Origin of the sequence: Variovorax sp. CCNWLW235, from assembly GCF_037204085.1 — a bacterium.
In the GTDB taxonomy this organism is placed as follows: Bacteria; Pseudomonadota; Gammaproteobacteria; order Burkholderiales; family Burkholderiaceae_C; genus Variovorax.
This window is the reverse complement of sequence record NZ_JBBCBW010000044.1, coordinates 1-11,407: the sequence shown is the minus strand read 5'-3', so window position 1 is coordinate 11,407 and position 11,407 is coordinate 1. Positions and strand designations below refer to the sequence as shown.

Genomic DNA, 11,407 nt, shown 5'->3' with positions numbered 1-11,407 from the left:
AAAGGAGGAGGGGCGCAGCCCCGGGGGACATTCGCGGAGGGGAGTACCCGGTGGCCTTTGCACAAGCCCTGAACAACGGAGCAAAAACTACAGAGCCGCTCCAGTGGAGGCAGGAGCCACGATCGCACCTTCGATGCGATGGCGCTCCAGCGCATCGGCGACAAAGCCGCTCGCCTTCATCTCCTCGACAAAATCCGCCAGCAGCGCCTGCGCCTCGGCACCGCGGCTCGCGGGCGTGCCCATGGCCTGCTGGATCACCATGAAGCGGCCGGGCAGCACGCGCACGCCCGGTTCGCGCTGCGCCTCGGCTTCGAGCAGCTGGCGAATGCCGGCGGCCACCTCGACCTCACCCGAGCGCAGTGCCGCCAACGCGGCGGCCGCGCCCTGGAGCCGGACGATCTCGGCATGCTTGATCTCGCGCGTGAGGAACAGGTCATACGCGCTGCCCGCGCCGACCGAGATGCGATGGCCCTTGGCATCGACCTGGGCGTTGTCGGTGAACTCAGATGGCTCGCGCACGAGGTAGCTGCCCTCGATCAGCACATACGGCGCGGTGAACAGCAACCCCTCGCTGCGCGCCGGGTCGATGGCGAAGAAGCCGATGTCGGCCTTCTCGTTCTTCACCGCGTCGACGGAAGCCGCCGCCTTTTCGAACACCACGAGTTCCACGCCCACGCCGAGCCGCCGCGCGAATTCGCGCGCGAGATCGATCGACACTCCCACCGGCTCGCCCGTAGCCGCGTCCTTGTTCGCAAGGATCGGGTTGCCCAGGTTGATTGACGCGCGCAGCGTGCCGCCGGGCGCGAAGGCGGAAACAAGAGCGGGTGCAATGGCGTGTTGCGACTTGTGCGGCTGCGGCTGGGTCATGGCGTCCATCGTTTCAGGAAGATGATGTGCGCCAGTTTACTGACCCGCCTCGATGCGTCAGCGTGCCGTGATCGGCTCGAGCCCGGTCTTTGCAATGGTCGGCGCCGCAGCGGGCGCGTTGAGGTAGCGAATGAGCTGGCGTGCCGCATCAGGCTGCTTCGATGCCGTGGCCACGCCGGCCGAGAACACCGTGACGCGCTGCACCTCCGCGGGCAACGGGCCGATGTAGTCGATGCCCTCGATGGGGAGCAGTTCGCTCACCTGCTGCAGGCCCAGCGCCGCGTCGCCGCGGGCCACCACGGTGCCCACGCGCTCGCTCAGGATGCGCTTGCTCTTGGGCTTGACCTGGTCTTCGATGCCGAGCTTCTTGAGCAGCTCCGTCTCGTAGTAGGTGCCGCTGGCGCTGGCCGAATAGGCGATGGAAGGCGCCGCCAGCAGCGTGCGCTTGAGCGCGTCCACGGTCGAGATGTCGGGCTTGGGCGCGCCCTTGCGCACCGCAAAGCCGATGGACGAGCGCACCAGGTCGACCTGGCTCCCCGGCACCACCTTGCCTTGCGCCACCAGCGCGTCGAGCGCGGGCCGCGCGAGGATCACCACGTCGGCCGGTTCGTTGCGCGAGAGCCGGCTCGGAATCGAATCTTCCGCGTTGCCCATGGAGGCGCCATACGCGGTCTTGACCGTGCGGCCGCTGCTGCGCTCGAAGCCCGGGCGCAGGTCGTTGTACGCGGCCGTGAAGCCGCCCGAGGTCATCACGTGGATGTCGCCGCCGGCGGGTGCCTGGCCGCCGAGGCTGCCGCATCCGGCAAGAACGGCCGCAGCCGCCAGCAGGGCGGTGCGGCGGGTCAGGCGATTGAACGAGAAAGGCTGGGTCTTCATGGTGTCTCCTGAGTGGTTCAGGTTCATCGTAGGCAGCAAGGCTGTCAATCAGCCTTCAGCACCTTCGGGGTAAGTACCGAGGTGGGCGCCTGGCCGGCGGCTTCGACCGACTGGACCGGCCTGCCATGATGACTTTTGACTACATGAGCGGCTTTCAGCCTCATCTAGCTTGGCCTTGTCGAAGCATCAACAAGGAGATTGCGATGAAGCTGAAACAACGTATTACACCGGCCTTGGTGGCAATCGTCATGGGCGCCTGCGTTGCACCGCTTGCCCTCGCGGCGGGTGGCGGCGGGGGAGGTGGTGGTGGCGGAGGTTCGGGTGGCGGCGGCGGTAGTGGTAGCGGAAGCGGCGGCGGCAGTGCTGGCGTAGGCGCAGCCGCAGGCGCGAACGGCAACGGCGCGGGCGCGGCCAGCGGGTCCAACGCGTCTGCCAATGCCGCAACGCCCGCCACACCCGCTACGCCGGCCACACCTGGCACGGGCACAACGGCCACCACACCGGCCACGCCTGCAACACCGGCCACGCCGTCGCCGCAGTCTTCTTCGTCCACGTCATCGACGATGTCTGCTACGCCCGCAACTCCGGCCGTGCCGGCGTCCAAGTCGGGCAGCACCACGACGACGCCTGCGGTGCCCGCAACGCCTGCGCCCAAGAGGTAACCGGGACAACCGAGAGGGCCGGCAAGGCGTTGTCGCTGCCGGCCTTTTTTCAGGCGAGCTGCCCGCTTGCCAATGCCGCAGCGGCGGCGCGCGTCTCGACGCCGAGCTTCTCGAAGATGTGCTCGAGGTGCTTGTTGACCGTGCGCGGGCTGGTGCCGAGGATTTCGCCGATGTCGCGGTTGGTCTTGCCCTTGGCAAGCCACGACAGCACCTCGGTCTCTCGCGGCGTCAGGGCCGCTTCGGCAAGGCGCGCAGAAGGCGCGCCGCCGGCACCTTCGCGCTGCACGGCAAAAAGAAGCATGGTCTCGCCGAGCGCCGCGGCGCCCAGGTTGCGCACCGAAAGCCGTGTGCCGGCCGCTGTGATGAGTGCTATTGCGGCGCCGGGCACGAGTACGGGCTCCAGCGAAGCGGGCAGCAGGCCTGGGGTCGGCGGCGCATCCATTGCGTGCAGCCACAGTGCGGCCTGGGGTGAACGCCACGCAACTCGCCCGTGCGCATCGACAAAGACCACGCCCATGCCGGCCACGTCCACAGCGTCGCGCGCCATCCGCGTGATGCGCGCATTGCGTGTGTGCGTGTGCAGCCGCGCGAGCACTTCCTGCGCGCGGATGGGCTTCACCACGTAGTCGACACCGCCGCACTCGAAGCCTTCGACCACGTGCGCGGTTTCCGAAAGGCCGGTCATGAACAGCACCGGAATGTGCGCAAGCGCCGCGTTGGCCTTGATGCGCCGGCAGGTCTCGAAGCCCGAAAGGCCGGGCATCAGTCCGTCGAGCAGGATGGCGTCGGGCACCACCAGCTCCAGGCGCTGCAGCGCGGCCTCGCCATCGGCGGCAACCAGCACGGTGTAGCCGCTCGATTCGAGCGTGTCGCACAGCATGCCCAGGCTGCTGGGGGCGTCGTCCACCACCAGCACCACGGGGCGTTCGGCTTCAGGGGGCGAGAGTGTCTGCATCTTCTGCGAGTGCCTTGCGGAGATTGTCGAGATCGAAACGCGTGACCATGCCGCGCAGCCACGTGCAAGTCACGGCGGCCGGCGGAGACGCCGCGGCAAGCCGGTCGAGCACCTGGTGCAGGCCGCGCACGTGGCCCATCTGCACCAGCCGCATCAGCTCGGCGCGGTCGTCTTCGGAAAGCGCCAGCTGATCGGGCCGCACCGAGACATCGACCGTGGGCGGGATGGCGTCGTTGAGCGCCAGCCATTCGAGTCCGAGGTGGCGCTCCAGCGTGGCGATCAACTCCGATTCGATGACCGGCTTGCCCACGAACGCCTGGCAGCCCGCGGCGCGCAGCAGCTCGCTCTGGTTCTCGAACATGTTGGCCGAGACGATGATGATCGGAATGCGGTCGAAGCCCGAGGCGCGCACCAGCGTCGCGGTCTGCCAGCCGTCCATGTCGTCCATGGTGAGGTCCAGAAGAATCGCGCTGGGCAGGTTTTCGCGCAGGCTGTCGAGGCATTCGGTTCCGCTGGCGGCCTCTCGCACCTCGAAGCCCAGCGGCACCAGCATGCCGGCCAGCATCTGGCGCTGCACCGGCTGGTCGTCGACCACCAGCAGCGTGCGGCGCTCGCCGATGTAGCCCGACACCAGCCGCCGCAATGCGCCGGCCTTCGCCTGCGGGCCGGGGTCGGCCACCTCGCGCAGGTACACCCGCACGCTGAAGGTGCTGCCCGCGGGCGAGGTGGCAGCCAGGGCGAGCTCGCCGCCCATCAGCGAGGTGAGAAGGCCGGTGATGGTGAGGCCAAGGCCCGTGCCAGGCTCGCCGCGCCGGCGTCCCGCCGCCCCGCGTTCGAACGGCAGGAAAATGCGCTGGTGGTCCTGCGGCGCCACGCCGATGCCGGTGTCGACCACGTCGAAGCGCAGCACTTCGCGCCGCGCATCCACATGCAGGGTGACGGTGCCGCTGTCGGTAAAGCGCACCGCGTTGGCCAGCAGGTTGATGAGAATCTGCCGCAGCCGCTTGGCGTCGGCATGCACCCAGGGCGGTAGCCGGCCGCTGTGGGTGTACACGAAGGCAAGGCCCTTGTTCTCCGCCTGCGGCCGCACCATGTGCACCACCTCGTCCAGAAAGGCGGGCAGCGCGAGCGGCGCGGGCTCCAGCTGCAGGCGGCCGGCCTCGATGCGTGCCAGGTCGAGCAGCCCGTCGATCAGCCCGAGCATGTGCTCGCCGCTGCGCTGTATGGTCTGCACCGCTTCGCGCGGCGGCGCCACGGCTTCGCCCTTGAGCAGGATCTGCGAGTAACCCAGGATGCTGTTGAGCGGCGTTCGCAGCTCATGCGTCATGCCGGCCACGTAGCGGGTCTTGGCCTGGTTGGCGGCCTCGGCGGCTTCCTTGGCGGTCTGCAGCGCGGCATCGGTGCGCTGGTGCGCCTCGATCTCGACGGTGAGCAGGTGGTTGTGGCGGTTCGATTCTTCCTGCGCCATTTGCCGGCTCTCGCTGCCCAGCACAATCCACCACGCCGCCACCGCCGCCACCAGCGAGAGCAGCGCGAACACCTTGAGAAAGGCGCTGCGCAAGGCGGGGTCCATGGCATCGGAGCCCGTGATGGTTTCTTGCGCATACACCACGCCCATCACCGTGGCCAGCAGCGCCACCAGCGAGGTCGCCACCATCAGGTAGTGCGCCACCCGAAAGTTGAGCCGGCCCGACAGCGCCGGCGGCAGCAGCGCCTTGAGCCAGCTGCTCATCTGCTCGGCCGCGCGCGAGTCGGTCTTGCAGCGGTCGTGGCAGCGCGATTCCAGCGTGCAGCACAGCGAACAGATCGGCGCGCTGTAGGCCGGGCAATGCGCCATGTCTTCCGACTCGAAGCTGTTGTCGCACACCGAGCACTTGACCATCTGCCCCGGTGTCCAGCGCCGGATGTCCGTGCGTGCCAGGTAGTAGCGCCCCCGCGTGTGCCAGGCGAGCAGCGGTGAAACAACCAGTGCCGTGATGAGCGCGATGAAGGGGGAGAACGCCCGCGCCCATTGGCCCAGCACGCCGGAGTAGGCCAGCATGGCGAGCGCCGCAGCCACCAGCATGGCGCCCAGGCCGACCGGGTTGATGTCGTACAGGTGCGCGCGCTTGAACTCGATGGTGCGCGGGCTCCAGCCGAGCGGCTTGTTGATGACCAGGTCGGCTACCAGCGCGCCGACCCATGCAATGGCGATGTTGCTGTAGAAGCCCAGCACGTGCTCCAGCGCCGCGAACACGCCCAGCGTCATCAGCAGAATGGCGATGACCACGTTGAACACCAGCCACACCACGCGCCCCGGGTGGCTATGCGTGAGCCGCGCAAAGAAGTTCGACCACGCCAGCGAGCCCGCATAGGCGTTGGTGAGATTGATCTTCATCTGCGACACCACCACGAAGAGCGTGGTGATCGCCAGCACCCAGGCCGGGTCGCGCAGCACGTACGAAAAGCCCGTGAGATACATCAGCGTGGGCTCGATCGCGTGCTTGCCCGGAATCTCGTGCTGCAGCGCCAGAAAGGCCAGGAAGGCGCCGCCCATCATCTTGAGCATGCCCGGCACGATCCAGCCCGGCCCCGCCACCAGCACCGCGGCCCACCATCGCCCCCGGTTGGCGGCCGTTTTCTCGGGCAAAAAGCGCAGGTAGTCGACCTGCTCGCCGATCTGCACCACCAACGAAAAAGCCACCGTGGCGGCGGCGCCGAACATCAGCGGGTCGAAGCCGCTGCTGTCGGAGGTGCGGCCCACCAGGCCGGTGAAGTCGGCATAGAGCTCGGGCTTCTTCACCAGCACCGCGATGAAGGGGCAGATGAACAGCACGATCCAGATCGGCTGCGTCCATAGCTGCAGGCCCGAGATGAGCGTGATGCCGCGCATGACCAGCGGCACGATCACGATCGACGAGAGCAGGTAGAGCAGCGGCAGCGGCCAGTCGAGGTACAGCTGGAGCGCCAGCGCGAGGATGGCCGCCTCCAGCGCGAAGAAGATGAAGGTAAAGCTCGCGTAGATCAGCGAGGTGAGGGTGGAGCCCAGGTAGCCGAAGCCCGCGCCGCGCGTGAGCAGGTCCATGTCCACGCCGTGCTTGGCCGCGTAGTAGGAAATCGGCAGGCCCGTGAGAAACGTGATGAGCCCCACCACCAGGATGGCCCACAGCGCATTCGAGAACCCGTAGTTGAGCGCGATGGCGCCGCCAATGGCCTCCAGCGCCAGGAACGAGGTGGCGCCGAAGGCCGCATTGGCAACGCGGAACTCCGACCACTTGCGAAAGCTGCGCGGCGTGTAGCGCAGCGCGTAGTCCTCCAGCGTTTCGTTCGCGACCCACGCGTTGTAGTCGCGGCGGATGCGAAAGATCTTCTGGCCGGTGACGGGTTGCATGGTGGGGTCTTGCGGCAAGGGCGAGGGCGGCGGCATGAGGGCAGCAGAGCAAGAAGCGCTCCCTGCGTGCTTTGCGCCCAGTGCACGGCCTGCGAGTCTGCGTGCCGGAGCGTCTCTCGCCGCTACGTTGAATGACGTATTCGCGGCGGCGCAAGTGATTTCTAAAGTACCAGCCATGGTGCTCGAGGCACCGTCCGATGCACTGCGATGGTGCGCGGTCAGTTCATTTTTCAACCCGCCTGGAGTTCCTGATGTCGCGTGATTCCGATCTTTCTCTCGATGCCCTGGCATTGCGCCGCCGCCGTTTGCTGCAGGGCGCCGCCGCGCTGCCCGTGATGGGCCTGAGCGGCCTGAGCTTCGGCCAGTCGCAGTTCCCCACCGCCAAGATCAACACCACCAAGCTCGCGGTGACCGACACCGAAGTGACGGTGGGCCAGTTGCACTCGTCGTCCGGCACCATGGCCATTTCGGAGACCGGCTCCATCCAGGCCGAGCAGCTCGCCATCGACCAGATCAATGCAATGGGCGGCATCCTCGGCCGCAAGATCAAGGTCATCAAGGAAGACGGCGCCTCCGATTGGCCGACCTTTGCCGAGAAGTCGAAGAAGCTGCTGGTCAACGACCACTGCGCCGCCGTCTTCGGCTGCTGGACCAGCGCCTCGCGCAAGGCCGTGCTGCCCGTGTTCGAAAAAGAGAACGGCCTCTTGTACTACCCGACCTTCTACGAGGGCCTGGAGCAGAGCAAGAACGTGATCTACACCGGCCAGGAGGCCACGCAGCAGATCATCTGGGGCCTGGACTGGGGCGCGAAGGAGAAGAAGGCCAAGACCTTCTTCCTCGTCGGCTCCGACTACATCTGGCCGCGCACCTCGATGAAGATCGCGCGCAAGCACATCGAGAACTTCCAGAAGGGTTCGGTCAAGGGCGAGGAGTACTACCCGCTGGGCCACACCAACTTCAACTCGCTGATCAACAAGATCAAGGTCGCCAAGCCCGACTGCATCTTCGCGGCGGTGGTGGGCGGCTCGAACGTGGCCTTCTACAAGCAGCTCAAGGCCGCGGGCATCACGGGCGACAAGCAGTTCTTGCTGACCCTGGCCGTCACCGAAGACGAGATGACCGGCGTGGGCGGCGAAAACTTCGCGGGCTTCTATTCGTCGATGAAGTACTTCCAGTCGCTCGACAACCCGAACAACAAGAAGTTCGTGGAGGCCTTCAAGGGCAAGTACGGCAAGGACGCGGTGATCGGCGACGTCACGCAGGCGGGCTACCTGGGGCCGTGGCTCTGGAAAGCCGCTGTGGAAAAGGCCGGCAGCTTCGACGTGGACAAGGTCGTGGCCAGCTCGCCGGGCATCGAACTGAAGACCGCGCCCGAAGGCTATGTGAAGCTGGATGCGAACCACCACCTGTGGAGCAAGGCGCGCATCGGGCAGGGGCAGCTGGACGGGACGTTCAAGGTGGTGGCGGAGTCGAGCGAGCTGATCAAGCCGGATCCGTTTCCCAAAGGCTATCAATAAACCCCTGATGACTTTCTCCCTCCCCCTCTGGGGGAGGGCAGGGGTGGGGGCAAGCGGCGTTGCCACTGGGCACTCTCTGCCTGCCCCCATCCCAACCTTCCCCCGGAAGGGGAAGGAGCCAACAGCCAATACAGGAATCCTTCATGACTCTGTCGGACATGATGAACATCGGCCTTATGCAGGGCTTCGCGGGGCTGAGCCTCTTCGCGGTGCTGCTGCTCATGGGCCTGGGGCTCGCGATCATCTTCGGCCAGATGGGCGTGATCAACATGGCGCATGGCGAGTTCATGACCATCGGCGCCTACTCGATCTACCTGGCCGCACGCGTCACCGAAAGCCTGGCGCCCGCGTTCATGCCGTACTACTTTCCGATTGCCATCGGCTTGGCCTTCGTGTTCGCCTTCATCGTCGGTTGGATCGTGGAGTGGGTGCTGATTCGGCACCTCTACAAGCGACCGCTCGACACGCTGCTCGCCACCTGGGGCGTGAGCCTGGGCCTGCAGCAGCTCTTTCGCACCTTCATCGGCCCGAAGGAAGTGAGCCCCACGCTGCCTGAATGGCTCATGGGTTCGTGGACGCCGCATGAAGGCCTGGACATTCCGATCAACGGGCTCTTTGTGCTGGCGCTCACCGCGCTGGTCACGGGTGGCGTGCTGGTCGCACTGCACAAGAGCCGCTGGGGCCTGCGCGTGCGCGCCACCGTGGCCAACCGCACCATGGCCAACGCGACCGGCATCGACACGATGAAGACCGACCGCCTGACTTTCGCCATCGGCTGCGGCATTGCGGGCATGGCAGGCGCGGCCTTCACCACCATCGGATCGACGGGGCCGACCTCGGGCTCTCTCTACATCGTCGATGCCTTCCTGGTCGTTACCTTCGGCGGCGCCGCGAGCCTGCTGGGCACGGTGGTCTCCGCCTTCGGCATTGCGCAGACGCAATCGATCTCGGAATTCTTCATGACCGGCTCGATGGCCAAGGTGCTGACGCTTTCGCTGATCGTGCTCATCTTGATGATGCGTCCGCAAGGCTTGTTCGCAGTCAAGGTCCGTCGCTGATGAAACCGAATTCTTTCTGGAGAACGTTCCGATGATGAATTTCATCAAGGCATCGATCCTTCGCTACCAGCTTGGCAGCCTCTTGCTGCTGGTGTTGCTGCTGGCGGTGGTGCTGCCGCTGTCGCTCGACATCTTTCGCCTGAACCTGGTGGGCAAGTACCTCACCTACGCCTTCGTTGCCGTTGGCCTTGTGATGGTGTGGGGCTACGGCGGCGTGCTCAGCCTGGGGCAGGGCGTGTTCTTCGGCATCGGCGGCTATGCGATGGCGATGTTCCTGAAGCTAGAAGCCTCGGACCCGATCACCACCAAGATCCAGTCGACACCAGGCATTCCTGACTTCATGGACTGGAACCAGATCACCGAGTTGCCCATGCTGTGGCTGCCGTTCAAGAGCCTGCCGCTGAGCCTGGCGCTGGTGGTGCTGGCACCGATGGCGCTGGCCTGGCTCGTGAGCTTTGCGATGTTCAAGCGCCGCGTGGGCGGCGTGTACTTTGCCATCATCACCCAGGCGGTGGCGTTGATCTGCACCGTGCTCATCATCGGCCAGCAGGGCTACACGGGCGGCGTCAACGGCATGACCGACCTGAAGACGATGCTGGGCTGGGATACACGCACCGATGGCGCTAAGTACGTTCTCTACTACGTTTGCGTCGGCCTGCTGATCTGCAGCATCGTGCTGTGCCGCTGGATCCAGACCAGCAAGCTCGGCACGCTGCTGCTCGCGATGCGCGACAAGGAAGACCGCGTGCGCTTTTCAGGCTACGACGTGTCGAACTTCAAGGTCTTCATCTTCTGCCTTGCGGCCGGGCTCTCGGGCATCGGTGGTGCAATGTTCGCGCTGCAGGTGGGCTTCATGTCGCCGAGCTTCGTGGGCATCGTGCCCTCCATCGAGATGGTGATCTACTGCGCCGTGGGCGGTCGCATGAGCCTGGTGGGCGCGGTGTACGGCGCGCTCCTGGTGAATGCAGGCAAGACGCTGTTCTCGGAGAGCTTTCCGGACCTGTGGCTGTTCCTGATGGCCGGCCTCTTCATCGGCGTGACCATGGCCTTTCCGATGGGCCTGGCGGGGCTGTGGGACGAAAAGATCAGGCCTTGGTGGAAGAGCCGCCGCCAGGCACTACGCGAAGCCGCGGTAAAGCCGCCAGCCGCCACCGTACCCGCACAACCTCCCGCGCCGCAGACCGAACCCGCGTTGCCGGACGGCATCGGCAGCCAACGCGCCTGAACCCGGAGCCCATCGCATGAGCAACACCGACTTCGCGCTCGCCGTGGAAGACCTCACGGTCTCCTTCGACGGCTTCAAGGCCATCGACGACCTGACGCTCTACATCGACAAGAACGAACTGCGCGTGATCATCGGCCCCAACGGCGCCGGCAAGACCACGTTGCTCGACCTGATCTGCGGCAAGACGCGGGCGAGCGGCGGCAGCATCAAGTTCAAGAACACCGAGCTCACGAAGATGGCCGAGCACAAGCGTGTGCGTCTGGGCATCGGCCGCAAGTTCCAGACGCCTTCGATCTACGAGAACCTGAGCGTCTTCCAGAACCTGGAAGTGTCTTTTCCGAAGGGCCGTTCGGTGCTGGGTGCGCTGGCCTTCAAGTGCGACGACGAGGTCAAGGCCAAGGTGCAGGCGGTGGCCGAGGACATCGGCCTGGCCGACAAGCTTCGCACCGAGGCAGGTTTGCTGAGCCACGGCCAGAAGCAGTGGCTGGAGATCGGCATGCTGCTGATGCAGGAACCCGAGCTGCTGATGCTCGACGAACCCATTGCGGGTATGAGCGCACGAGAGCGCGAACTCACGGCCGACCTGCTCAAGCGCATTTGCCAGAACCGCGCGGTGATCGTCATCGAGCACGACATGGCATTCGTGAAGCAGATTGCTCACAAGGTGACCGTGATGCACCAGGGAAAGATCCTGGCTGAAGGGCCGATGGAGAAGGTGCAGGCGGACCCCAAGGTCATCGACGTTTATCTGGGGCACTGATGACTTGCTGTTCTGTCCGCCGCGTTGTGCGTGTGCTTTGTTCAGGGCGCGCCCCCGCCGACGGGGTACCTTTCTCCGCGAATGTCCCCCGGCCTGCGGCCTCCTCCTTTATTTCGC

9 protein-coding genes are annotated in these 11,407 nt (G+C 65.8%); 5 read left to right on the top strand and 4 right to left on the bottom strand.

Features of this window, described 5'->3' with window-relative positions:
* Positions 1-87: 87 nt before the first annotated feature.
* Entirely contained in the window at positions 88-867 is a 780-nt protein-coding gene (locus tag V9L21_RS26300) for an ABC transporter substrate-binding protein (protein WP_337315711.1), read from the bottom strand.
* A 57-nt stretch (positions 868-924) separates the two neighbouring features.
* Positions 925-1,743: a substrate-binding domain-containing protein gene (locus V9L21_RS26295; RefSeq protein ID WP_258507121.1), complete on the bottom strand. Its 819-nt coding sequence runs from the start codon at positions 1,741-1,743 to the stop codon at positions 925-927.
* Between the two features lie 203 nt (positions 1,744-1,946).
* On the opposite strand from V9L21_RS26295, the gene V9L21_RS26290 reads away from it, so the two are divergent.
* Positions 1,947-2,405, top strand: coding sequence for a hypothetical protein (locus tag V9L21_RS26290; RefSeq protein ID WP_337315710.1), 459 nt, complete (start codon positions 1,947-1,949; stop codon positions 2,403-2,405).
* 49 nt (positions 2,406-2,454) lie between these two features.
* Here the strand turns inward: V9L21_RS26290 and V9L21_RS26285 are convergent, their stop codons facing one another.
* The gene (locus V9L21_RS26285) at positions 2,455-3,360 is read right to left on the bottom strand and encodes a response regulator transcription factor (protein WP_337315709.1); all 906 of its coding nucleotides are present in this window, start codon (positions 3,358-3,360) and stop codon (positions 2,455-2,457) included.
* Complete coding sequence (locus V9L21_RS26280) at positions 3,338-6,730, bottom strand: hybrid sensor histidine kinase/response regulator (protein WP_337315708.1); 3,393 nt, start codon at positions 6,728-6,730, stop codon at positions 3,338-3,340. The genes V9L21_RS26285 and V9L21_RS26280 overlap by 23 nt, the downstream gene beginning before the upstream one ends.
* 251 nt (positions 6,731-6,981) lie before the next feature.
* Between V9L21_RS26280 and urtA the strand changes: the two genes are divergently transcribed.
* The 4 genes from urtA (at position 6,982) to urtD (ending at position 11,290) form a co-directional block, all read left to right on the top strand.
* Entirely contained in the window at positions 6,982-8,247 is a 1,266-nt protein-coding gene (urtA, locus tag V9L21_RS26275; RefSeq protein WP_337315707.1) for an urea ABC transporter substrate-binding protein, read from the top strand.
* A 143-nt stretch (positions 8,248-8,390) separates the two neighbouring features.
* On the top strand, positions 8,391-9,305 hold the full coding sequence (urtB, locus tag V9L21_RS26270) for an urea ABC transporter permease subunit UrtB (RefSeq protein ID WP_126746926.1): 915 nt from the start codon (positions 8,391-8,393) through the stop codon (positions 9,303-9,305).
* A 34-nt stretch (positions 9,306-9,339) separates the two neighbouring features.
* On the top strand, positions 9,340-10,530 hold the full coding sequence (gene urtC, locus V9L21_RS26265; RefSeq protein ID WP_337315712.1) for an urea ABC transporter permease subunit UrtC: 1,191 nt from the start codon (positions 9,340-9,342) through the stop codon (positions 10,528-10,530).
* A gap of 16 nt (positions 10,531-10,546) precedes the next feature.
* Positions 10,547-11,290, top strand: coding sequence for an urea ABC transporter ATP-binding protein UrtD (gene urtD / locus V9L21_RS26260; protein ID WP_157614443.1), 744 nt, complete (start codon positions 10,547-10,549; stop codon positions 11,288-11,290).
* Positions 11,291-11,407 lie beyond the last annotated feature (117 nt).

Bases quoted from the DNA above. Each gene is read 5' to 3' on its own strand.
- V9L21_RS26300 (WP_337315711.1), bottom strand. From the start codon at position 867: ATGACCCAGCCGCAGCCGCACAAGTCGCAACACGCCATTGCACCCGCT.
- V9L21_RS26295 (WP_258507121.1), bottom strand. From the start codon at position 1,743: ATGAAGACCCAGCCTTTCTCGTTCAATCGCCTGACCCGCCGCACCGCC.
- V9L21_RS26290 (WP_337315710.1), top strand. From the start codon at position 1,947: ATGAAGCTGAAACAACGTATTACACCGGCCTTGGTGGCAATCGTCATG.
- V9L21_RS26285 (WP_337315709.1), bottom strand. From the start codon at position 3,360: ATGCAGACACTCTCGCCCCCTGAAGCCGAACGCCCCGTGGTGCTGGTG.
- V9L21_RS26280 (WP_337315708.1), bottom strand. From the start codon at position 6,730: ATGCAACCCGTCACCGGCCAGAAGATCTTTCGCATCCGCCGCGACTAC.
- urtA (WP_337315707.1), top strand. From the start codon at position 6,982: ATGTCGCGTGATTCCGATCTTTCTCTCGATGCCCTGGCATTGCGCCGC.
- urtB (WP_126746926.1), top strand. From the start codon at position 8,391: ATGACTCTGTCGGACATGATGAACATCGGCCTTATGCAGGGCTTCGCG.
- urtC (WP_337315712.1), top strand. From the start codon at position 9,340: ATGAATTTCATCAAGGCATCGATCCTTCGCTACCAGCTTGGCAGCCTC.
- urtD (WP_157614443.1), top strand. From the start codon at position 10,547: ATGAGCAACACCGACTTCGCGCTCGCCGTGGAAGACCTCACGGTCTCC.